Annotated in this window: 18 protein-coding genes and 3 tRNA genes; 15 read left to right on the top strand and 6 right to left on the bottom strand. The window is 38.8% G+C overall.

Going from position 1 to position 23,243, the window contains the following annotated elements:
* Nucleotides 1-45 precede the first annotated feature (45 nt).
* Both ACTJKN_RS09360 and ACTJKN_RS09355 read right to left on the bottom strand, forming a co-directional pair.
* A complete protein-coding gene (locus tag ACTJKN_RS09360) occupies nt 46-1,674 on the bottom strand; it encodes a sodium/sugar symporter (protein WP_440824353.1) in 1,629 nt (542 codons plus the stop codon).
* Between the two features lie 125 nt (nt 1,675-1,799).
* Nucleotides 1,800-2,807, bottom strand: coding sequence for a LacI family DNA-binding transcriptional regulator (locus ACTJKN_RS09355; protein WP_440824351.1), 1,008 nt, complete (start codon nt 2,805-2,807; stop codon nt 1,800-1,802).
* A gap of 499 nt (nt 2,808-3,306) precedes the next feature.
* On the opposite strand from ACTJKN_RS09355, the gene ACTJKN_RS09350 reads away from it, so the two are divergent.
* The 11 genes from ACTJKN_RS09350 to ACTJKN_RS09300 all read left to right on the top strand — a co-directional run bounded on the left by ACTJKN_RS09350 (nt 3,307) and on the right by ACTJKN_RS09300 (nt 16,913).
* Nucleotides 3,307-4,194 (top strand): inositol oxygenase family protein, encoded by an 888-nt coding sequence (locus ACTJKN_RS09350; protein ID WP_440824349.1) that lies wholly within the window; start codon nt 3,307-3,309, stop codon nt 4,192-4,194.
* 64 nt (nt 4,195-4,258) lie between these two features.
* Complete coding sequence (locus ACTJKN_RS09345) at nt 4,259-7,303, top strand: SusC/RagA family TonB-linked outer membrane protein (RefSeq protein ID WP_440824347.1); 3,045 nt, start codon at nt 4,259-4,261, stop codon at nt 7,301-7,303.
* Between the two features lie 11 nt (nt 7,304-7,314).
* Nucleotides 7,315-8,913 (top strand): RagB/SusD family nutrient uptake outer membrane protein, encoded by a 1,599-nt coding sequence (locus ACTJKN_RS09340; protein WP_440824345.1) that lies wholly within the window; start codon nt 7,315-7,317, stop codon nt 8,911-8,913.
* A gap of 120 nt (nt 8,914-9,033) precedes the next feature.
* Nucleotides 9,034-10,014: a purple acid phosphatase family protein gene (locus ACTJKN_RS09335; RefSeq protein WP_440824343.1), complete on the top strand. Its 981-nt coding sequence runs from the start codon at nt 9,034-9,036 to the stop codon at nt 10,012-10,014.
* Nucleotides 10,015-10,084: 70 nt separating this feature from the next.
* The gene (locus ACTJKN_RS09330) at nt 10,085-11,311 is read left to right on the top strand and encodes an acyltransferase family protein (RefSeq protein ID WP_440824341.1); all 1,227 of its coding nucleotides are present in this window, start codon (nt 10,085-10,087) and stop codon (nt 11,309-11,311) included.
* A 99-nt stretch (nt 11,312-11,410) separates the two neighbouring features.
* Nucleotides 11,411-13,765, top strand: coding sequence for a GH92 family glycosyl hydrolase (locus ACTJKN_RS09325; protein WP_440824339.1), 2,355 nt, complete (start codon nt 11,411-11,413; stop codon nt 13,763-13,765).
* Nucleotides 13,766-14,374: 609 nt separating this feature from the next.
* Nucleotides 14,375-14,650 (top strand): hypothetical protein, encoded by a 276-nt coding sequence (locus ACTJKN_RS09320; protein WP_440824337.1) that lies wholly within the window; start codon nt 14,375-14,377, stop codon nt 14,648-14,650.
* A gap of 191 nt (nt 14,651-14,841) precedes the next feature.
* On the top strand, nt 14,842-15,063 hold the full coding sequence (locus ACTJKN_RS09315) for a hypothetical protein (protein WP_440824335.1): 222 nt from the start codon (nt 14,842-14,844) through the stop codon (nt 15,061-15,063).
* 448 nt (nt 15,064-15,511) lie between these two features.
* Nucleotides 15,512-15,679, top strand: a complete 168-nt coding sequence (locus tag ACTJKN_RS09310) for a hypothetical protein (RefSeq protein ID WP_440824334.1) — start codon at nt 15,512-15,514, stop codon at nt 15,677-15,679.
* A gap of 206 nt (nt 15,680-15,885) precedes the next feature.
* Nucleotides 15,886-16,683 (top strand): restriction endonuclease, encoded by a 798-nt coding sequence (locus tag ACTJKN_RS09305; RefSeq protein WP_440824332.1) that lies wholly within the window; start codon nt 15,886-15,888, stop codon nt 16,681-16,683.
* A 2-nt stretch (nt 16,684-16,685) separates the two neighbouring features.
* Nucleotides 16,686-16,913, top strand: a complete 228-nt coding sequence (locus tag ACTJKN_RS09300; protein ID WP_440824330.1) for a transposase — start codon at nt 16,686-16,688, stop codon at nt 16,911-16,913.
* Between the two features lie 120 nt (nt 16,914-17,033).
* Here ACTJKN_RS09300 and ACTJKN_RS09295 read toward each other — a convergent pair.
* The 4 genes from ACTJKN_RS09295 to ACTJKN_RS09280 form a co-directional block, all read right to left on the bottom strand.
* Nucleotides 17,034-17,107, bottom strand: a tRNA-Pro gene (locus tag ACTJKN_RS09295).
* A gap of 50 nt (nt 17,108-17,157) precedes the next feature.
* Nucleotides 17,158-17,231, bottom strand: a tRNA-Pro gene (locus ACTJKN_RS09290).
* 100 nt (nt 17,232-17,331) lie between these two features.
* Nucleotides 17,332-17,418 (bottom strand) — tRNA-Ser (locus tag ACTJKN_RS09285).
* A gap of 81 nt (nt 17,419-17,499) precedes the next feature.
* Nucleotides 17,500-19,506: an HD family phosphohydrolase gene (locus ACTJKN_RS09280; protein ID WP_440824960.1), complete on the bottom strand. Its 2,007-nt coding sequence runs from the start codon at nt 19,504-19,506 to the stop codon at nt 17,500-17,502.
* A gap of 190 nt (nt 19,507-19,696) precedes the next feature.
* On the opposite strand from ACTJKN_RS09280, the gene ACTJKN_RS09275 reads away from it, so the two are divergent.
* The 4 genes from ACTJKN_RS09275 (at nt 19,697) to ACTJKN_RS09260 (ending at nt 23,222) form a co-directional block, all read left to right on the top strand.
* Nucleotides 19,697-20,554: an SPFH domain-containing protein gene (locus ACTJKN_RS09275; RefSeq protein WP_230140059.1), complete on the top strand. Its 858-nt coding sequence runs from the start codon at nt 19,697-19,699 to the stop codon at nt 20,552-20,554.
* Between the two features lie 5 nt (nt 20,555-20,559).
* Nucleotides 20,560-21,081, top strand: coding sequence for a hypothetical protein (locus tag ACTJKN_RS09270; protein ID WP_440824328.1), 522 nt, complete (start codon nt 20,560-20,562; stop codon nt 21,079-21,081).
* A gap of 2 nt (nt 21,082-21,083) precedes the next feature.
* Entirely contained in the window at nt 21,084-21,251 is a 168-nt protein-coding gene (locus ACTJKN_RS09265; RefSeq protein WP_086545783.1) for an Arc family DNA binding domain-containing protein, read from the top strand.
* A gap of 795 nt (nt 21,252-22,046) precedes the next feature.
* Nucleotides 22,047-23,222 carry an acetyl-CoA C-acyltransferase gene (locus tag ACTJKN_RS09260; protein WP_440824326.1) on the top strand — a complete coding sequence of 392 codons (1,176 nt, stop codon included), beginning with the start codon at nt 22,047-22,049 and terminating at the stop codon, nt 23,220-23,222.
* The last annotated feature ends 21 nt before the right edge of the window (nt 23,223-23,243 follow it).

The following is a 23,243-nucleotide window of genomic DNA, read 5'->3' as shown; positions in this document are numbered from 1 at the left end:
TTCATTAGGAATAAATACATAAGGCTATTTTAGGCAAAGGCCCGTTTACCAAAAAACGGTGTAAAGTGCTGCAAGAATACCACATATTATAACCGAGGCAATGGTAAATGCCGGAGTAACTTTAAACATGCTGCGGTCTATTTCAAGACCCTGTGGATTATCTTTACTTTTCGGATCGGTTAGCGTAACCAAAACCATCAAAATAATGATGATCACAAATACCCACGACATCCTGTTTAAGAAAGGGATTGGCTCAATGGCCCCATCGGTTAATGTGGGTAAAAATTTAAACAGGATAGATAATGGTATGGTTAATAATGCAGCGGTAAGTGCAGCACGCGAGGTTGTTTTCTTCCAGAAAAAGCCCAGTAAAAAGATGGCAAAAACACCTGGCGAAATAAAACCGACATATTCTTGAATGAACTGATAAACCTGATCGAAACTACGCAATGCAGGCGCAATAACGATAGCGATTAAGGATGCAATAACAACAGACCACCGCCCAACTGAAACCAAACGGGTTTCTGAAGCTTCGGGTTTGATAAACTTTTTGTAAATATCAAGCGTAAAAATAGTGGCTATACTGTTGCATTTCCCTGCTAAAGAGGCTACAATAGCAGCAGTTAGTGCGGCAAAAGCAAGGCCTTTAATTCCTGCAGGCAATAAATTCATGAGCACCGGATAAGCATGATCGGGTTTAACTGTTCCGGCGGCATCGAGCATTTCTGAATGGAAATAACCACGTTGATAAAGCACATAAGCCGCAATACCAGGAATAACAACAATTACCGGAATGAGTAATTTTAAAAATGCAGCAAATATTAGTCCGTTGCGCCCGGTTTTTAAATCGGCTCCCAGTGCCCTTTGAACGATATACTGGTTACAGCCCCAGTAATTTAAATTATTGATCCACAAACCACCTACCAATACCGCAATACCTGGCAGTTCGTTGTAGAATTTATCGCCTTTCGAAAATATCATATGAAAATGATCAGAAGCTTCACTGCGTAATAATGGAAGCGAGGCTAAAACACTTGGTGCATCTAATTTTTCGGATACGAGTTTAAGTGCCATATAACAGGTAATCAACCCACCTGCAACTAAGACAAAAACCTGTATTACATCGGTATAACCAATTACCTTCATCCCTCCCAGCGTAATGATAGCAGAAAAAATGGCCAGAAAAACAATGCATATATTAAAAGGAACGCCCGTAATGGTTTCAATAGCAATAGCACCAAGAAAGAAAATAGACGTTAAGTTTACAAATACATAAACGAGTAACCAAAAAACAGCCATCAGCGTACTTACCGTATTATTATAGCGGTTGGACAGGAACTGTGGCATGGTATAAATTTTGTTCTTGATATAAATGGGCAGAAAAAATATGGCTACAATAATTAGCGTAGCAGCTGCCATCCATTCATAACTTGCGATGGCAAGCCCCATAGCAAAACCCGAACCTGACATGCCAATAAAATGCTCCGCAGAAATATTAGAAGCAATGATAGAGGCACCAATTGCCCACCAGGTGAGCGAGCCTTCTGCCAGAAAATAATCCTTGGTATCGGTACGCTTTTTTTTCTTGCTTCGATAAACCCAATAACCATATGCCGAAACAATAATAAAATACATCAAAAAAACAGCATAATCGAATGCAGACAGGTGGTTCATATAGATTTTTTATATTTGGTTTTTTTTAAAAATCAGAAAAAATCCTAATGTTGGGGGCTAAATTCGATTATTTAATTACGTAAACGTTTTCGCGTAGCAGCCAGCAATATATAGATCTACTCCTGTTAACAGCCTGTTGATTCACGCTTAGTGAGCACCGATTTCAATATAATGTTCTGTTCATCATCCAGTTGTTTATTATTGAGAATTTTGAACAGGCATTTTGCCGCTTCGCGTCCGATTTCGAAGGCTGGCTGTGAGATTGTGGTAAGTGAGGGGCTCAATAGTTTTGCTGTACTCAGGTTCGAAAAGCTCAGTATTTTTACATCATTCGGAATTTTTAGGTCCATTTCTCTGCAGGCGCAATAAGCAGGAATAATAAATTCTTCAATGGAAGAAAAAAGTGCATCGGGCTTATACTTCTTAAGCAGTTCCTTTATATGTTGCAGATTAAGTTCTTCGTCATCCTGATATTTAACAATGGGCTGCTCATCAGCAGCTATTCCATGTGTTTTCAATGCATCAAGATAACCTGCAAACCTGGCTTTACCAGCAGGAAGATTTTCCAATCCATATAAATACGCAATTTTGGTACAACCGCATTCAATTAAATGCTCAGTCGCCTGAAAAGCAATTTCGTAATCATCGGTAGTTACTTTAACTGCATCCAGGTTTTCATAAACGCGGTCAAAAAACACCAATGGAATTTTCTTAACCAGGTTGGTATAATATTCACTGTTATATTCACTACTCGATACTGATGTAAGAATGCCATCTACCCTGCCATTTAATAAACTATTGGTGAAGGCTACTTCTGCTTCTATATTCTCGTGCGTTTGATAAATAAGTACATGGTAACCGTATTGCCTTGCAATTTCTTCGATTCCTTTAATGGATAGTGAGAAAAAGTTATTGGCTACACAGGGAATAATCACCGCTACCGTTTTAGTTTTATGGCTCCGTAGGTTGCTGGCGGCTGGATTGGGTGTATAATTTAACTCTTTGGCTAAGGTCCACACCCTGTTTTTAGTTTTTAAACTGATCTCGTAACTGTCATTGAGGGCCTTAGAAACGGTTGCGATGGAAATATTTAATTCCTGAGCCAACCGCTTAATGTTCACTGCTTCCGCCATGTTTTAAAAATTTGTTTCGTTAGTTTTTTTCAGAGGAAATGCCCTATATAACACTAATTAGCGATACAATAGGTCAAAAGCTTCTTTTTCACCAGCATCTTCATCAAAAACAATCCAGCTTACTCCGATTTTTAGAGCGGGTTTACCGAATTTATGTCCATAACATTTGTTGGTTACAGCAATAAGATACTTCTTTCGACTAAGAAAAAGTATCTGCTACAAACGAAAATATGAAATAATCGTAATAACAACGTTTATTTCTTTTCTTTTATACATTTCACTAATGGGCATTCAGGCAGAAAAGCACGACCGTTAATGAAACACAAACTGTAACCTATTAAATATAAACAAATTAAAGTTGATTACATCGTATAGAATTAAATTTTACTTAATCGTTTACGTAAATAAAATCGGTGAAATATAAAAGTTTAAGCTTCTAAAAACTCAACTTTAACTTATAAAACCAAAGAAAATCTTTAACCAATCCATTTCTAGCCTTATGAGAAACCAAAGCGAAGCTTCAAAGGATAATCAAAATCCATTGCAAAATCTTGATCAATGGGAAGAGGATATTTTAATCCGCTATCCTGATCCAAAAAACATCAATGCTGAAAAAAAAGAAGAGCAGTTCAGAAATTATGATGAAACGGAAAAAGACAGCGTAAAAGAATTTTACAGGCTTAACCATACTTATCAAACATATGATTTCGTAAAACAGAAAAAAGCAGATTATTTAAAGTTCGACAAACAGGAAATGCCAATCTGGAGTGCATTTGATTTTTTGAACAAGCTAGTAGATGATTCTGATCCTGATACCGATCTGGACCAGATGCAGCATTTGTTGCAAACCTCTGAAGCCATTCGTAATGATGGCCACCCCGATTGGATGGTATTGGTGGGGTTAATTCATGATATGGGTAAAGTGCTTTGTTTATTTGGGGAACCGCAATGGGCCGTAGTGGGCGATACTTTTCCGGTAGGTTGCGCCTATTCAGATAAAATTGTTTATCCAGAATTTTTCAGTCAGAACCCCGATTTTAAAAACGAAACCTATCAGACCAAATTGGGTGTGTATACCCAAAATTGTGGTCTAGACAATGTAGACATGTCTTGGGGCCATGACGAATATGTATACCACATGATGAAGCCCTACATTCCGGAGCCAGGTTTATACATGCTCCGTTACCATTCCTTTTACTCGCAGCACAGGGAAAATGCATACGATCACCTGATGAATGATAAAGATCATGAAATGTTCAAATGGGTTAACCTGTTTAACCCTTATGATCTGTACTCTAAAAACCCCAATCAGAAGAGCTGGGCAGAACTAGAGCCTTATTACAAAGCGCTTGTGGCCAAATATCTGCCGGCTACTATTAAATTTTAACATTCTATCTCCAAACAATAACTAAACAAAACAAACAATTTATGAACCTAAATCTACAAAAATCATGAGATTTAAATGTACGAGCTTAAAGTATGCCAGCATCTTTTTGCTACTTTTACTGATCAGCCAATCGTTCAATACTGCTTTTGCACAAACGGAACGAAAAATTACCGGAAATTTAATAGACGACGCTAAACTGCCTATTGTAGGCGCTTCAGTTACCGTTAAAGGAACTACTAAAGTTACCTCAACCAGTGCCGGCGGATCCTTTACCATTTCAGCAAAAACAGGTGACAAAATCCTCTTCAGTTTTTTGGGCTACCAAACAAAAGAACTTACGGTAACTAACGCATCCACCTATCAGGTAGTCATCAACGAAGCGAGTTCATCGCTTACTGATGTAGTAGTTGTTGGTTATGGTAAAAGCTCAAGAAAAGCATTAACCAGTTCTATCTCTACTGTTAAAGGTGATGATTTGAATAAAGGTGCAATTAGCGATGTTGGTCAGATGTTGCAAGGTAAAGTACCAGGATTAAACATTACCAGAAGCGGCGACCCAAACCGTAACGCTGCAATCATTATGCGTGGTGCATCTACCCTTCGTGAAGGTGCTCAATCGCCACTATTTGTAATTGATGGTGTGGTTGGTGCTGACATTTCTATTCTTGCACCAGATGATATTGCTTCGATCGATGTATTGAAAGATGCTGCCGCTGCTGCTATTTATGGCAACAGAGCTGCCAATGGTGTAATTATGGTAACCACAAAAAGAGGTGTAGCGGGTGCAACACAAATTGCTTACAATGGTTACTTTGGTGTAGAAAACGTATCTAACCGATATGACATGATGAATTCAGATCAGTTACGTGCCTTTTTAGCAAAAACCAATTCTGCATTAACGCCTGCAAACGATAAAGGTGCAAATACCAACTGGCAGGATGAGGTACAGCGCAGTGATGCTTTATCATACAACCACAATATTTCTTTAAGTGGTGGTACCGAGAAGACTACTTATAATGCCAGTTTAAATTATTTTAAACAAGATGGAATTATTAAAACCAGTGATTTAAATAGATTTATTGGCCGCATCGGAATTGAACAAAAGGCTTTAAACGATAAGTTGAAGATTGGATTGAACATCAGCAACTCGGTAACCAACGCTAATCTGGTTCCTTATCGTAATACGGTGCTGTCACAAATGCTTACTTATCTGCCAACAGCGCCTGTTAAAAATCCAGATGGATCCTATTTCGATAACCTAATCCAGACCAGCTACTATAATCCGGTTTCTATGCTTGAAAACGGTAATGAGAATCTTAAGAATAAAAACATCCTGGGTAATTTAACGATTAACTTAAAATTACCATTCGGCTTCTCTTACGATATTTCAGCATCATATCAGAATAGCCAAAATGTTTATGGCGCATTTTATAATAGCATTTATACTTCCAGGTATAACAATGTTCGAAATACACCAGATCCACCAGCAAATCCAAGTTTTGTAACCTTAGTAGGTAAGGATGGTTTGGCAGTAAGAAATGCCTATCAAAACACCAATAAAATTATTGAAACCTACTTAACCTGGAATAAAAAATTTGGCGACCATGATATCAATGCCGTGGTTGGTTATTCTTATCAGCAATCGCTGAATAACGATGGTTTTCAAGCTACTTCTACAAATTTCCCGATTAACCAGGTAAATTATAATAATTTAAGTTTAGGAAACCCTTATGCGGTTACTGATTTTAGAGTTGATTTTAATCCAAGCGTAACTTATCAGGAAATTTTGATGATCTCTGATTTTGCAAGGGTAAATTATAATTATAAAAACAAATACCTTATTCAGGGATCAATCAGAAGAGATGGGTCAAATGTGTTCGGAATAAATGAAACATGGGGTTATTACCCATCTGTGGGTGCAGCCTGGAACATTGATCAGGAAAATTTCTTTAAAAACGCAGGCGTAATTAAAACCCTTAAATTGAGAGGTAGTTATGGTATTGCGGGTAACTCTCTTGGCTTTGCTCCACTTACCACTAAACTCATTTATGGGCAGGTAGGGCAATTTTATTATAACGGTTCGCCGAGAGAAGGTGCGTATGGTGCAGTCCAAAATGAAAACCCCGATTTAAGATGGGAAAGAACGGCCACAACCAATATTGGTTTAGATTTCGGGCTATTCAATGGCAGATTAACAGGATCTGTAGATCTATATGATAAAAAAACAACTGATTTAATACTGCAATTTGGCGTTGATAATAACTTGTTTCCAGCGCCACTTTATACGGCCAATGTGGGTAAACTGAGTAATAAAGGTATTGAGGTAGTTTTAAACGGTACGCCAGTAAGCACCGATAACTTCAGCTGGACTACCGGATTTAATCTGGCACATAACCAAAATAAAATTATTACCTTATCTGACGATAGTAGATTCAATATCGAGGATCGCCTTACCGTTTCTCCTGACGGTGCCGGACAAAGTGGTGCAACATTGCAAATACTTCAGCCAGGGCAGCCGATCGGAACATTTTTCACATTTAAATATGCAGGTAAAGATGCAAATGGTGTTTCACAGTATTATGATGCTGCAGGTAACATTAAAACACAAAATCTGCTTAATAAAACAGATTATTATATTCTTGGAAATGCGCAACCGAAAGCGCTGTTAGGTTGGTCAAACAATTTAAGATATAAAAATTTTGATTTAAGTGTATTTATGAGAGCAGTATTGGGCGTTAAAATTATGAACGTAACACGTGCTGATTTATTCAGACCGAGCACGGCCCAGTTCACCAATATCCCTGTAGAGGTTGAAAATGAATCATCAGCTGATTTCAACTCATATAAATATTCAAGCAGATTCTTAGAAAATGGCAGTTACCTGCGTTTAGATAATGCTACACTTGGATATACTTTCAAAAAAGGCCTTATCCCTGGTGTAAATTCTATCCGATTGTATACCACAGCGAATAACCTGTTTGTAATTACCGGTTATAAAGGAATAGACCCAGAGATCAACCAGGGCGGTACCGCTCCAGGGGTAGATACCAATAACTTTTACCCTAAAACCAGAACATTTTTATTCGGGTTAAACGTATCATTTAACTAAAATTTAAAAAGATGAAAAATCTTATCAAATACATTGCAGGGACAGCTTTATCTCTAAGCATGTTGACATCCTGCCATAAACTGGATTTGAAAGTGGAAACACAGCTAACTCCTGAAACATTTCCCCAAACAGACCAGCACTTTATACAGCTAACCGGTCAGGTATATGTACAGCTTCGCCAAAACTGGAGTACCGATTATTTCTTTATGCAGTCGTTAAGTACCGATGAAGCCATTATGCCTGCCAGGGGCGGTAACTGGTATGATGGTGGAGTATTTGAAAACCATCATAAGCATACCTGGAATAAGGATAATGGCCATGTTAATAGTGGCTGGGGCTGGCTTTCCGCAACAATCAGTAAAGCAAATCAAAGCTTGTTCTTACTGAAAGACGCGCCTGAATCTTCGGGAAAAACAGCAGCAGTAGCAGAAGTTAGGGCTACCAGAGCCTTGGCATTCTTCATGATGATGGATTTATGGGGGAATATTCCTGTTGTAACTACTTTCGGACAAACAACACCGCCCGATACCAAATCGCGTCAGGAAGTTTTTAATTTTATTGAAGCGGAACTTAAAGAAGTATTGCCTAATTTAAGCAGCGCCGTAGGAACAGCGACCTATGGCCGCCCAAATAAATATACAGCGTATGCTATTTTGGCTAAAATGTACCTTAATGCAGAAGTTTATATCAATACACCAAAATACAATGAAGCGGTAGCCATGTGTGATGCCATTATTGGTGCCTCAGGTTCTCCTTATAGTTTAGAAAGCGATTACAGAAAAATGTTCTTCATTGATAATGGCCCGCAGATAAAAGAATTTATTTTTGCTATCCCTTTCGATCCTGGATTTAGTAATGGTACCATGATCTATTCGAGATATTCGCTACCAAGATCGTTACAGGCAAAATACAGCTTAAAATTTACACCAAGTGCCCCGATGAGTACATTACCAGAATTTTACGCAAATTTTAACGATCCTAATGATAAAAGAAATGCACAATGGATTAAGGGACTACAATTTTTGAATGATGGCAGACCAGTAACAGTAGCTACCACCAAAAAAGGATACGATCAATTTTATGCAGGCGCTGATGGTTCAGCTGCACTCACTTACCAGGTTGATATTACACCAAATGTTACCCTTAGAGATGCATCCCGACCTTTTGATGCCGGAAATGACGAGGTTTCATGGAATATGGGTTATCGGAACAATAAATTTTATTGTGATAGCACCTCATCCAGCAGAAATCAAAATAATGATGTACCAATATTCAGATATTCTGATATCCTGTTGATGAAAGCTGAAGCTATACTTAGAGGTGCAACGCCTACTCAAGGGCAAACAGCCTTATCATTAGTAAATCAGTTACGTGCCGTTCGTACTACTTCTCCTGCATGGACATCAATTACTTTAGAGGATTTATATAAAGAACGTTGCAGAGAAATGGCCTGGGAATGCTGGCACCGCAACGATATGATCCGCTTTGGTAAATATGAAGGAACATGGGGTTTTAAAACGGATGCACAAACTTTTCATCGACTAATGCCGATTCCATCATCAGCTATGATTTTAAATCCTAAGCTAAAGCAAAACCCTGGTTACAATTAACCATCGGTAAAAAAAAACTAAAAATTTCTCTGGTGTAAAAGCCAGAGGAATTTCTTTTTTCCCATCCTGTTTAAGGCCGATGGCCCACCAAAATTGCTCAAGCACTTTAAATTTATCTCCATGAGGAAACACTTACTTTTATTGATTTTCCTATTTACCTATTGTTCATTGCAAGCTCAGGTTTTACTAAAAACACAATCTGAAACCACCCCACCAACCAAAACTTTAACTAAAGATGCCCTATCGCTTAATTTTATTGCCATGGGCGATTGGGGAAGGAACGGTGCCGACCATCAGAAACAGGTTGCACAGCAAATGGGCATTACAGCAGCGGATGTTAAGGCACAGTTTATCATTTCTACGGGCGATAACTTCTACCCTAGCGGTGTAATCAGTGAGCACGATCCACTTTTTAAATATTCATTTGAAGATATTTATACTGCATTTTCTTTGCAATGGGATTGGTATCCGGTACTGGGTAACCACGATTATAAATCCAATCCAGATGCCCAGGTAGCCTATTCAAAAATCAGCAGAAGATGGAAAATGCCTGCCCGTTATCACGCAAAGAAATTCCCCATCAACGGAGATCTGAATAATCAGGTATTGATTGCTTTTATCGATACCAACCCTTTAATTCCAGAATTTTACAAAAATTCAGAATACGGCCCAAACGTAAAAGGCCAGGATACTACCCAACAGAAACGATGGCTGGCCAAAATATTAAGTGATGAAGATCCAAGCATCAGATGGAAAATTGTTGTAGGTCATCATCCCATGTATACTGGAGGAAGCCGCACAGATGGATATGATACCAAAGCAATCCGCCGTTCTCTTAAACCAATTCTTGATCGTTATGGCGTAGATGTATACCTCACCGGGCATGAGCACAGCTTGCAGTATATTAAACCTGAAGGCAAAACGCATCACTTTATTTCAGGAGCAGCATCAGAAAAAACACCTGTAAAACTCATTGATAATGCCCAGATGGTGGCTTCTGTGTATGGTTTCATGCTTTTTTCGGTCAGTAAAGATTTAATCCGTGTACAAACCATTAACGATGAAGGAGAAATTATTTATAATACCATTATCAAAAAATAAATGCTGCTTTTCTCCTAACAGCGCTTATTTTTAGAAAACAAAAATCGCCCATCATTAGCTTAAAAATATTATGGCCATTACCGAATCTGCACCACAGGATTTGCTTTTACCGAAAAAGAAAAGACTACTTTCTTTAGATGCCTTACGCGGTTTTGATATGTTCTGGATTATTAGTGGAGAAGGTATTTTCCACGGACTAGCAAACGGTGTAATGAAAGCACACCATTTGATTAGAAACCCCAATGATTGGACCATCGCCAGCAATGGCCATTTATCATTTTTCGAAAGTTTTTTGGTTGGCCTCAGCAACCAGCTTCATCACTCCCTTTGGAATGGTTTTACTTTTTACGACCTGATTTTTCCGCTTTTCATTTTTATCTCTGGTGTTTCGATGCCATTTTCCTACGAAAAACATTTAAATGCCGGAAATGATAAAAAAAAATCGGCAAAAGGTATTTATTATGCACTGATCAGGAGAACACTGATTTTAATCTTTCTTGGAATGGTGGTAAACGGCCTGCTCAAATGGGAAGGCTACGAAAGTACACGTTTCGCGAGCGTACTTGGCCGGATTGCCCTTTCCACTTTTTTTGCCGCCTTAATTTACCTCAATTTTTCGTTACGTAAACAGCTTATCTGGCTGCTGGGTATTTTATTGGGCTACTACATCATTATGATAGCCATACCTGTTCCTGGTTTTGGAAATGGCGTTTTAACACCCGAAGGTAATCTGGCAGCATATGTAGACCGCTTATTGTTGCCCGGCAAACTCCATCGTACAGTTTACGATCCAGAAGGTTTATTGAGCACTATCCCTGCTATTGCAACAGCCCTTTTAGGGGTATTTACGGGAACATTCCTAAACGCTAAAAGCAATCGTTTCAGTCTGGTTTTAAAAGCTTTATACCTCTTTATAGCAGGCATAGTACTGGTTTCGCTTGGATTACTATGGAACCAGTTTTTTCCTGTCAATAAAAACATGTGGACAAGTTCTTTTGTATTGGTTGCCGGTGGATTCAGTCTGGTGCTGTTCTCCTTCTTCTATTACATTATTGATGTTAAAACTCATCAAAAATGGAGCTTACCTTTCATCTGGATCGGTACAAACTCTATTTTAATTTATGTTTGCGCCCATGGGCTTTTCAATTTCGAATCTACCTCACAATTCCTCTTTGGTGGAGTTATCGCTAAAATACCTTTGACCTGGCAGCAGGCAGGTTTATGGCTAGGTGTTCTACTGATACAGCTTGGAATCTTGAAATTTCTTTATGATAGAAAATGGTTCTTGAAAATTTAAGGCAGGCTAGTAGGCTCCATACGCTAAGTAATTACTAGAAAGATCCTGAAACGAGTTCAGGATGACGAAACGAGCGATATTAAAAACACCAAATTACTCTTGAAGACCAAAGAAGCCATTAAAAGAACTTCCTTTAATATCAAATCCTGCCCCACTATACATATGTTATTAACTGATTTAAAAAATAGCGCGTCAAAATTAAAAAAAGTAATACAGTTTCTGTTCCTTTCGGCTATAGCGGTTACTTATACAAACGTTGTTTATGCACAAAAACAGCCTTTAATTCCATACGTTCAGCCATTTTCGGGTACTTCTGCCAGCACCACACTGGCCAGCCAGCATATTGAAGATAAAACCGAACGCCTGGCCAATACCATTCCGGCTGTAGCGCCGCCTTTTAGTATGACACAATGGACGCCACAAACGCAATTGACTGAAAAAAAATGTTTGGCACCTTATTATTACAACAACAAAAAGTTTTATGGATTTAGGGCAAGCCATTGGATCAGTGGTTCTTGCACCCAAGATTATGGAAGCTTTACCATTATGCCCATTTCAGGTCAACTTAAAACCAATGCAGCTCAATATGCAGAAAATTATGTCCACGAAAACGAAGTTTCTACTCCCTCCTATTACAAATTAAAATTACCCCAACATCAACTGTTAACAGAAATTACAGCCAGCCTTAGAAGCGGTGTAATGCGGATAACCGCGCTAAAAACGGATAGCGTTTATGTTTTAGTTACACCCAATAGCGATCAGAACAAAGGTTTTATTCAAGTTGATGCAGAAAAAGGTGAAGTTTCCGGATATAATCCTGTTCACCGGATTTATCAGGGATGGGGAGAACCTGCAGGCTTTAGTGGTTATTTTTTCATCCGTTTTAAAAAATCCTTTACTTCAGCAGGGGTTTATAGCGAAGGTCATATTTTTAATCAGCAAAACATCAGCAATAAAAAAGATCTTGGTGCCTATGCAGGCTTTAAACTGCAAAAAGGAGAACAGTTAGTGATTTATTCTGGCACCTCTTTTACAGGTATCGCAGCTGCCAAGGCCAACCTGGAAAGTGAGATTAAAAATGATAATTTTGATACTGTTTTAACACGTACCAATCAGGCTTGGGAAAAATTCCTATCACAGGTACGTATTTCAGACACAAATGAAAAAGGGAAAAAAATCTTTTATACGGCCCTCTATCATGCTATGCAACATCCCAGGTTGTACAATGACGTAGATGGGAAATATCCGCAATTTGATGGAAAATATCAGAACAAAATAATAAATAAAGGCAATTATTACGATGATTTTTCGATGTGGGATATTTACCGTGCGCAATTACCTTTAGTTGAGCTATTAAATCCCAACTTAGCTAACAGCCTTGTTAATTCGATGGTATTAAAAGGTCAGCAAGGTGGCTGGATGCCTATTTTCCCTTGCTGGAACAGTTATACTGCCGCTATGATTGGGGATCATGCCACTGCTTTCATTGCTTCCGCATATAATAAAGGAATCCGCAATTATGATATTAATGAAGCTTACCGATTGATGAGGCAAAATGCCTTTCAAATGCCCGATTCTGTTGATTATCTGAATGGAAAAGGCCGACGTGGAATTAACAGTTATTTAAAGTATGGCTATATTCCGTTAGAAGACAGTATCCCAAACGCTTTTCATAAAAAAGAACAGGTAAGTAGAACCTTAGAGTATGCATACGATGATTATGCACTCGCAAGTATCGCGAAAGATTTGGGCAAAGACACCGATTACCAGGAGCTTTCAAAACGATCGCTTAATTACCAACATGTTTTTGATCCCAATGTTGGAATGGTTAGCGGCCGTTTTGCCAATGGCAACTGGTACAAGCCTTTTTATCCAGATCACCGCGAACCTTATATTACAGAAGGAACCCCAAGACAGTATACTTTTTATGTACCGCATGATATGCCCGGACTAATCAAGTTGATGGGTGGGCGTAAAAAACTCGAAAATGAACTGGATTCGCTCTTTAATAAAAAAGAATATTGGCATGGTAATGAGCCTGGTCACCAGATTCCATTTTTATACAACTACACCTCTTCTCCATGGAAAACCCAGATGCAGGTATCACGCATTTTGGCAGAAGAGTATGGGGAAGGCGCTGGTGGTTTAAGTGGCAACGACGATGCGGGGCAAATGTCGGCATGGTATGTATTTGCAGCACTCGGTTTTTATCCGGTAGATCCTGTTTCAGGAAACTATCAACTCACCAGCCCTTTGTTTAAACAGGCTACCATATCTTTCATAAACGGCAAAAAATTAGTTATAACAGCCATTAAAAAGAACAAAAATTCTATTTACATTTCAAAAATCAGTTTAAATGGAAAGCCTTTTACCCAAAACCAAATTAAACACCAATTGCTGGTGCAAGGCGGAAAATTAATTTTTCATCTGCAAGATCAACCAACCAAGCTTTAAATCCTGAAAACTGAACATAAATAAAACTTATATTAATAACCGTACTCAGCATGCGTTGGATAAGAGAAAACATTTCAACCCAGGTTAATCTTTAAACAAAATCAAGATCATTAGTATTGTGCTTAACACAAGGATAAAAAGCACCATTCTTTTGGGAAAGACACTTTCACGTACCTCATTCTCGCTTTTATCTGATGTTTTTAAAGTTTTCTTTTCAACCTTCATGGCTAAATGGGTATAGATGGGATTTGACTGTAGTTGAGCCAAAAAGATTAAACGCAAAAAAAAATATCTTTATTCACTGATCATATCGATCAAATATCAATATTAAAAATGCCTGCTCACCATCATTCTCCTGCTCAATGTGCCACATCTAAAAGTTCAGCAACAGGTTTCTCCTGTAAAAAATGATTCTGGGCAAATGGGAAACCCCAATCTTAAGAAAAAGCATATCAGGTATTTTTGCTAAAACATATTTACACCAAACAGTTAACAAACAAACAATAACCTGCTAACCTTAAGGAAACATTGATTGACTAATTTACAAATGCATTTGCTTACCATAAGCAGATGGCAAGTAAACCAAGAGTTTCAATAAAATAGCAAGCTATGAAACAGCCGGCCAGGACAATCCCAGGAAAACTGATAGATTTTGATTATAACAGATACAGGCTACCAACATTTGTAATGCAGTTTAAACCCTCCGTTTATCAAGACGGTGATTGCTATTACGCTGTATTATCTTTTGAAGAGGAACACGATGTTTCAGGCCTTGGAACATCTCCTGAAGATGCACTGATAGACTGGAATGATAAAGTCTGTGAAATGCTTGCCTTATCGGGCGCTTTACGCACATCACTAAGTGCCCAAAACAAGCCATTTTAATATTTGCCAAATTTATACTGATGAACCGCGATATAGCTACCGACCTGGTATTTTAATAGGACTTTATGATCAGCTGAATTTTCCTGCTAACTGAGATCAAAACACCATCCAATTAATCTGCACCAACGAAATTTGAAAAGTTTAGTCTTTTAATTACTTTTATCCTATCTGAAAAGCTAAACTAAAGAATCATGGCCGGTGCGCAGGAAAATAGCAAATGGGACTCCTATAACGGTGCTTCCCCACTTATTGCCCTATACAATAGCTTTCACCCCCTAACAGCTGAAATGGAGGCACTTATTGATAGCCTCACCTTTCCGGTGAGTTTCCGCAAGAACAGATATATTATCTCCCCGATAGACCGTAATAGATATCTGTACCTGATTTTAAAAGGGGTAGTAAGGGGATTCTAAAAGGACTCGGGAACGGAGATCACCTCCTGGATCTGTCAGGAAAATGAAATTGTAGGAACCATCCGCAATTTATGGACTGCAGAGGAATCAGACGAATACCTTCAGGCGATAGAGGATGTAGAGCTGATTGCCATACCTCATGAGCTCACGACTATGCTTTATAAAAATTTTGCAGAGGCAAACATTATTGGTAGAAAGATCATGGAGCTTCATTATAGAGGAGCGAATGACAGGGGCTTTATCTGCCAGATTCCCTCTGCCACGGGCCGCTATAAACACCTGCTTCAAGCCTTCCCCTGGATGATTAACCGTGTGCCGCTCCGGTATGTTGCTTCGTTCCTTGGACTAAGGCTGGAAACGTTAAGCAGGATCCGATCAGGAGAAAACAAAAGAATATAAAACCAGCGTGCGTTATTTTTAATTTTATTGTTTAAATCTTGCTGAAGGTATGAAAATTTTGAAACCTGCTGATGCATTTGACAAATCGGCAAAAATATACCAGGGAAAATTTATGGATGTTAGATCATATAAAGGCGGATGGAAGCCGGATTTGCAGAACTGCACGCCTGGTACAACTTCTACAACAAGGATCAGGCCTAAATCGCAGAACTGTTAGACACAAAATTGACCAAGGGCACCCAAAAACGCGGTCAGATTCTCCTCCGCAATCACTTGCACACGGAATCATTAGTCAGTTTTTAACGAAAGGCCCAATCATCATAAATGTAAAAACAGACAGCTGAATTTACCAAAATCCGCCATCGGATCAGATACCTTTATAGAGTCATAACATAATTATGTATCAGTAACATTATTTACCGTATGTATAACAGGAAGTTTAAACCGCAAGATTCAAATTTAGATAAAGAAGCATCAGCAGAATTTATTGACGAAGAGGCAGGAATCACGTTTTTTGGAGATTGTGAGTTTTCAAGATTCGTTGATGAACAACATGCTAAAAACAATCATCAACTGCTGGATTATGTACAAGCGCTCGATAAACTCGGATGTATAAGTATATGGCCTGCTACAGGATATGCATCTATTGTTCGTCAAATTAAAGCTGTAAGAAGTTTGTCCTATTACAATGAAATCCTTAATGCCATAAAGAAAACCTGGGCTGAAATTCCAGATTTTATATTTGTAAAACTAGAAGAATTTACTACCGAAAAGCAAGAATATATACGTAGCATTATCAAAGATATTCATTATAATAATGACCTGCTATTCGAAATATCGCCAAGACTTTTCGAACATATTATTGCTGAAATGCTTCTTGCTGAAAATTTTGAAATCAGGCTAACTCAGCAAACTAGGGACAATGGTTATGATATTGAAGCCACTAAAAATATTTCTGGATTCGATATCAAGATAGTTATTGAATGTAAACGCAACTTGAAAAAAAATCCTGTAGGAATAAATGTTGTTAGAGGTTTTAATGATGTGCTACTACGAGAGCGGGCAAACAAAGGCATTTTAGTCACTACTTCTCATTTTTCAGCAGATGCGTGGAAAAGAAAACATGAAATGAGCCATCTAATAGATTTAATAGATAGTCACGGACTACTCAATTGGATCGATCGGTATTGTCATCAAATGAATTTTATTATCGGTGATTAAGATTGGCAATAAGGTATTATGAAGTCGAATCATGCGGAATTGATTGCTTCAGGACTATTGCCATATCAATTCATTCGCATTATCTGTATATCCTTAATTTCTTTATTAACAGATCCACAAATGCCTCTGAAGAATCTTTCAATGCAAAGATCAAAGCTTTTAGGGCAACATCAAGAGGCGTCAGGGATATTAAATTCTTCTTATTTAGATTATCGAAAATATATGCCTAGATATTCCCCCAACTTTTCCGCTTGATCCTATTGATCCTTGATCCCGTTTGATTCCCAAAATATCAACATTAAAACAAAAAAGCCTTTAAATCTAACGATCTAAAGGCTCTCTGTTTTGTGTCGGGATGGCAGGATTCGAACCTACGACCTCCTGCTCCCAAAGCAGGCGCGATACCGGGCTACGCTACATCCCGAACTTGGTATCGATCTTTTAATCCTGTTTTAAAAGTGGATCAACTTTTTGTCGGGATGGCAGGATTCGAACCTACGACCTCCTGCTCCCAAAGCAGGCGCGATACCGGGCTACGCTACATCCCGAACTTGGTATCTTCTTTTTAATTTCCCTTTTTCGAAGGGATTGCAAAGAAACGGTTTTAAATTGATAATTCCATTTTTATTTGCAAATTTTTATTTTCTGCGGAGAGGGCGGGATTCGAACCCGCGGTACCGTTACCAGTACGACAGTTTAGCAAACTGTTCCTTTCGGCCACTCAGGCACCTCTCCTTTCGACCTCTATTTTCCGCCCTACCGGCGTTGTTTTGAGGTCTGCAAATATAGTAAAACAAGTTATCCAACAAAAAAAAATTACAAAATTTGTTGATAATCTATACGCACATGATAGATGCTCATAAGCATCGTCTTGAATATCAATTTGATAGTCTCAATATCTTTTAATGTTAAATCGCAGTCATCTAACTGATTTTGCTCCAATTTGTAGTTAATTATCCGTTCAACGATGTCATTTATGTTCTGCGCATCGGGATTTTTCAGGCTTCTTGAGGCAGCTTCAACCGAATCGGCGAGCATTAACACACCAGTTTCTTTACTAAAAGGTATTGGTCCGGGGTAGCGGAAAATGTTTTCGTCGACAAATTTTTCAGGCGTATTTTTCAAAAAAGACTGATAAAAATAATCCACCCGGGTATTTCCATGGTGTGTTCTGATAAAATCAATAATCGCTTCAGGGATCTGGTTCTTCCTTAAAATTTCAATTCCTTTATGCACATGCTGAATAATAATCTGCGCACTTTGTTCATATGGCAGTTTATCGTGCGGACTAACAGCGGTATTCTGGTTCTCGATAAAATATTGCGGATTGTCTACCTTACCAATATCATGATATAAGGCACCTGCCCTTACCAGGACAGAATTACCCCCTATTTTAAATATTGCGGCCTCTGCAAGGTTTGCCACCTGTAAAGAGTGCTGAAACGTTCCAGGCGCTTTAAAGGCAAGCTCCCTTAACAATTTATTATTGGTATTGGTGAGCTCAATTAAAGCCACATCTGATGTGATACCAAAAATACGTTCGAACAGATAAATTAAGGGGTAAGCTAAAAGAGATAAGAGTACACTAAAAACAAAAGGAATAAAATTCATCCATTCTATTTCACGGAAAGATCCTTCACGAAGCAGGGCAATGCCTATAAAAGAAACCAAATAAGCCAGAAGAATAAATAAGGCCGAAACCAGGAATCTTTCGCGCTTAACAAAGTTTTTTATACTGAATATGGCAACCATGCCCGCAGTAACCTGATAAAACACAAACTCGAAACTATTGGCCACAAAAAAACCAGCAATTAAAATCACCAGCATATGGAGGTAAAGTGCCAAACGGGTATCAAACAGGATCCTAATAATAATGGGTACTACACAGAACGGAATGTAGTACAAACTCGGGATTTCCATTTTAATGGCCCAGGTTAATGCCAGTAACATCCCCGTGGTAACAATCAGGATTAAGGAAAGCTGACGGTTATCGGCAAAAATATCCTTCCTGAAAAGAAAAAGGAACGACATTAAAATGGCAAGTATAAAGCCAACCAATATTACCTGCCCCAAATAAACCAATGCCCTGCTACCAATTGTTTTGCTTTGCGCATCGTAGGTTGCTTTATAAGATTCCAGTTTCTGATAAATTTCTTCATCAATAACATCATTCTTCGCTACAATAAGCTCTCCTTTCTGTACCATACCCTTGGTAGTAGAGATATTGTTAACCGTGTTATCCTGTATGGTTTGGGTTAGCCGCTCATCAAATACAATGTTCGGGGTAATGTGATCAATGGCAAGGTTTGCAACCAGATCGCCCATTACCTGATTGGGGGCTTTAAAATTATCTTTAAAAAACTTCAGGGCCGATTCTGCAGTAAAAACATCCTGAGTATTCTTTTCCTGAGCAACATTGTTTTCAAGTAAAGAAAAGTCATAGTTCTTCCCTCCTGCCTGATGTTTCACATTTAAACCAATAATCCCTTTCTCGTAAATGTTCTGCAGCAATTTATAGGAAGCACTTTTATAAACGTCCTTATCTTTTTCGTTAAGTTGCTTGGATTTCCATTTCACATCAAACTCGTTGGCAAACTCTTCCAGCGCATTTGCCGTAATGCCCCTATCGAATTGGTAAACAGGTAAAATATCTTTTAGTGCATTCTTTTTATCGGCGTTAACCTGCGGATTGGTTTTTAAAATAGCAAAACTGAAGGGCGAAATCAGGTCCTTGTTTTTCCATACTGCATTTTTTTCAAACTCATATCTAAACCGGGGCTGTTTGGGCAGGAATAACGTAATAATGAAAACGGTAAATATCATCATCACATATTTTAGGTTTGATGAATACTTCCGGTAAAGGATTTTGTGTGAATTTCTCTTTATTTTGGCCAAAACGATGTAATTATTGTATTGTCAAAAATAGCATTTTTATCTAATATACATTTTACAGGTTTTGTTTGCAATTACCAGATTTTATATTTTACTTTATGATATCAAATTAATATCAATTATGTATCAGGAAAAAATTATTAACCCGCCATCTGGCTATCTAACATTCGCACTATGCATTGCATTGCTGGGCGCTTCTATTTTCTGTTTTGTTTCAGAAATTTTTCTCTGGGGAGGAATTTTACTGGCCATAGATATATTTTTAATATTCCCGGGCTTTTTAATCATCAATCCCAATCAATCAATGGTACTCACCCTTTTCGGAAAATATATTGGTACAGTAAAAGCCGATGGATTTTTCTGGGTAAATCCGCTAACCGCTAAAAGGCGTTTATCGTTAAAAGCAAACAATTTAAACGGGCAACAGTTAAAGGTTAACGACAAACTGGGCAACCCGATCGAAATTGCTGCTGTGGTAGTTTGGAAGGTAAACGAAACAGCCAAAGCCGTTTTCTCTGTTGAAAATTACATGCAATACGTAAACATACAAAGCGAAGCCGCTGTAAGGCATTTGGCCAACATTTTCCCTTATGATCATTCCGAAGGTGAAGAAACCACCATTACCTTAAAAGATGGTGCAGATAAAGTAAGCGAGCTTTTAGAAAACGAACTGAACGAACGTTTATCGAGAGCGGGTATTGAAGTTTTAGAAGCCAGAATTTCACATTTGGCTTATGCACCAGAAATTGCCAGTGCCATGTTACAGCGTCAGCAGGCCACTGCGGTTATTGCAGCCCGTAAATTAATTGTAGAAGGTGCTGTAGGTATGGTAGAGATGGCTTTAGAGAAATTATCGCAAAAAGGAATTGTTGAACTGGATGAAGAACGTAAAGCAGCTATGGTAAGCAATTTACTGGTTGTACTTTGCGGCGATCGCCATGTACAGCCCGTGGTAAACACCGGAACCTTATATAATTAGACAAAATGGAATTTGAGGAAAAACATGGTTTGAAGATCTGGTGGCTATATCTGGTAACTGCAGCAACTATATTCCCAACAGCGGCCATACTTATTTTTCAGAATAACGGTTTTAGTTTCGCTGAACTTAAAGCCATGTACTTCGCTCCGGTTTTAGCGCTTCTATCACCATTTTTAATCATTTTTTTCGTGCAACAGAGTAAGCTCATACTAAAAATAACTGCTGAAGGCGTTTCCTTCCGGTATCCTCCCTTTCACTTTACACCAAGTCGTTTCCATTGGGTAAGCATTGAAAAAGCTTATATCAGGAAGTATGATGCATTTTCTGAATACGGCGGTTATGGTGTAAAAAACCGCCTTTGGTTTAAATTTAGAGACAAAGCTTACCTTTTAAACGATAAAAACAGAGGACTACAATTGGAGTTTAAAAACGGCAAAAAGCTCCTGTTCAGCTCAAATAAGATAGAAGAACTCGAAATGTTCCTTATTAATTTAAAAACGAGGTATAATATACAAGCAATACAATAAGAATGGCGGAGAAAGATAAAAAAGCTTTTGTATTAAGAATTAGTCCTGCTTTATTAAAAGAAGTAGAAACCTGGGCTGCCGATGAGTTCAGAAGTACGAACGGGCAGATCGAGTTTTTACTTACACAAGCTATAAAATCGAGAAAAAAGGGAAAAGCAAAAGAAGAATAAAAGCAAGACTTCCGAAGTTTTCAGGGCCTAGGGCATCAGCAAACTTCGGAAGTCTACAAGAACCAACTGTTAATTGCTAACTGCCAACTCTTAACTGAATTGGGCGTTCCCCAAGCTACGCAAGGGTCGGGCTTTGCAGGGCTGCGCTACGCTCCGGTACCGATGAAGGATCGGTACTAAACCCTTACAATCCCTAACGCTAACCACCCCGCCCCAGGGGCACCCCCTCCTTAAAACAAGGAGGGGAGTAATCGACGCCAGAAAGACAATCTAGCCAAAGAACCACCAACCCAAGTAACCTAAACCTGATGGCAGCGACAGCCCCGAAGTATGAGGGCTACAGCGAACAGCAGGACTGAACAAACCCAAGCATTACTGCAGCGTCTTTCCGAATAAATTCATATTACTTAACCGCCCCGCCCCTATGCTCCCTTAAACAAGGAGGGGAATAATCGACGTTAGAAAAGCAACCTCGCCAAAGAACCACCAGCCCAAGTTAATTAAACCTGATGGCTGCGACAGCCCCGAAGTATGAGGGCTACAGCGAACAGCAGGACTGAACAAACCCAAGTACTACCACAGCACCTTTCCAAAAATCTATTAAAACTTATATTTTCAATAGGCTAAAATCATTTTCTAAACGTTATTTTTAAACCTTGCGGGTTTTGGAACGGCGTTAGCCCTCAATGAGGCTAATGAAGACATCAGAAACCCCGAATTAAACCTGCGAGGTTTGTTTAATATTTAAAATGCATAACTTAGCGGCCTAACCAAAAATTCATAAATTTAGTTTACATGAAAGAAGTTGTAATTGTATCAGCTGTGCGAACACCTATTGGCAGTTTTGGAGGCTCATTAGCTCAATTTTCTGCTACTCAACTTGGTGGCTTTGCCATTAAGGCTGCTATTGAAAAAGCTGGCTTAAAACCAGAACAGATCCAGGAAATATATATGGGGAATGTTTTATCTGCAAACCTGGGGCAAGCACCAGCTACACAAGCCGCAAAATTTGCAGGTTTACCAGATTTACCTGCCACTACAATAAATAAAGTATGCGCTTCGGGCACAAAAGCAATTATGCTTGCAGCGCAAAGTATTGCTAATGGCGATAATGAAATTATTGTAGCAGGCGGCATGGAAAGCATGAGTAATGTTCCCTATTATCTGGATAAGGCAAGAAACGGCTATCGCTTAGGCCATGGACAAATTACAGATGGCTTGGTAAAAGATGGTCTATGGGATGTTTACAACGATTATCATATGGGGTCTGCCGCCGAACTTTGCGCTACTGAATGTAACATCAGCCGCGAAGCGCAGGATGATTTTGCAATAGAATCGTACAAAAGAGCGCAGGCAGCACAAACTTCGGGCAAATTTGCCGGCGAAATTGTAGCTGTAGAAGTGAAAGACCGTAAAGGTGAAATTACCCTGGTTGATACCGATGATGAGCCAACGGCCGTTAAATTTGACAAAATACCTTCCTTAAAACCTGTTTTCAAAAAAGATGGAACAGTAACTGCAGCAAATGCATCTACCTTAAATGATGGCGCAGCGGCATTGGTTTTAATGAGTGCCGATAAAGCAAAAGAACTAGGTTTAACACCTTTGGCCAAAATATTAGGCTATGCTGATGCACAACAAGCACCGGAGTGGTTTACAACCGCACCTTCAAAAGCAATTCCATTGGCTTTACACAAGGCCAATATCGACATTAAGCATGTTGACTTTTTCGAAATTAACGAAGCTTTTTCTGTCGTTTCCATTGCGAATAATCAACTTTTAGAATTAAACGACAGCCAGGTTAACGTTAATGGTGGTGCCGTTTCATTGGGCCATCCACTTGGCGCATCGGGCGCAAGAATTGTAGTTACCCTACTTTCGGTATTGGCACAGAACGCTGGAAAAATCGGTGTTGCCGGAATCTGTAACGGAGGTGGTGGCGCAAGTGCACTTGTTATCGAGAAATTATAATTTTTAATTTTGCATAATCTT

The organism is Pedobacter sp. 22163 (genome assembly GCF_052045595.1).
Classification (GTDB): domain Bacteria; phylum Bacteroidota; class Bacteroidia; order Sphingobacteriales; family Sphingobacteriaceae; genus Pedobacter.
Note: the sequence above shows the minus strand (reverse complement) of the source record. Positions and strands in the feature narration are given on the sequence as shown.

Bases quoted from the DNA above. Each gene is read 5' to 3' on its own strand.
- ACTJKN_RS09305 (WP_440824332.1), top strand. From the start codon at position 15,886: ATGTATAACAGGAAGTTTAAACCGCAAGATTCAAATTTAGATAAAGAA.
- ACTJKN_RS09315 (WP_440824335.1), top strand. From the start codon at position 14,842: ATGGCCGGTGCGCAGGAAAATAGCAAATGGGACTCCTATAACGGTGCT.
- ACTJKN_RS09320 (WP_440824337.1), top strand. From the start codon at position 14,375: ATGAAACAGCCGGCCAGGACAATCCCAGGAAAACTGATAGATTTTGAT.
- ACTJKN_RS09260 (WP_440824326.1), top strand. From the start codon at position 22,047: ATGAAAGAAGTTGTAATTGTATCAGCTGTGCGAACACCTATTGGCAGT.
- ACTJKN_RS09350 (WP_440824349.1), top strand. From the start codon at position 3,307: ATGAGAAACCAAAGCGAAGCTTCAAAGGATAATCAAAATCCATTGCAA.
- ACTJKN_RS09340 (WP_440824345.1), top strand. From the start codon at position 7,315: ATGAAAAATCTTATCAAATACATTGCAGGGACAGCTTTATCTCTAAGC.
- ACTJKN_RS09265 (WP_086545783.1), top strand. From the start codon at position 21,084: ATGGCGGAGAAAGATAAAAAAGCTTTTGTATTAAGAATTAGTCCTGCT.
- ACTJKN_RS09355 (WP_440824351.1), bottom strand. From the start codon at position 2,807: ATGGCGGAAGCAGTGAACATTAAGCGGTTGGCTCAGGAATTAAATATT.
- ACTJKN_RS09335 (WP_440824343.1), top strand. From the start codon at position 9,034: ATGAGGAAACACTTACTTTTATTGATTTTCCTATTTACCTATTGTTCA.
- ACTJKN_RS09270 (WP_440824328.1), top strand. From the start codon at position 20,560: ATGGAATTTGAGGAAAAACATGGTTTGAAGATCTGGTGGCTATATCTG.
- ACTJKN_RS09280 (WP_440824960.1), bottom strand. From the start codon at position 19,506: ATGATATTTACCGTTTTCATTATTACGTTATTCCTGCCCAAACAGCCC.
- ACTJKN_RS09360 (WP_440824353.1), bottom strand. From the start codon at position 1,674: ATGAACCACCTGTCTGCATTCGATTATGCTGTTTTTTTGATGTATTTT.
- ACTJKN_RS09330 (WP_440824341.1), top strand. From the start codon at position 10,085: ATGGCCATTACCGAATCTGCACCACAGGATTTGCTTTTACCGAAAAAG.
- ACTJKN_RS09345 (WP_440824347.1), top strand. From the start codon at position 4,259: ATGAGATTTAAATGTACGAGCTTAAAGTATGCCAGCATCTTTTTGCTA.
- ACTJKN_RS09275 (WP_230140059.1), top strand. From the start codon at position 19,697: ATGTATCAGGAAAAAATTATTAACCCGCCATCTGGCTATCTAACATTC.
- ACTJKN_RS09310 (WP_440824334.1), top strand. From the start codon at position 15,512: ATGAAAATTTTGAAACCTGCTGATGCATTTGACAAATCGGCAAAAATA.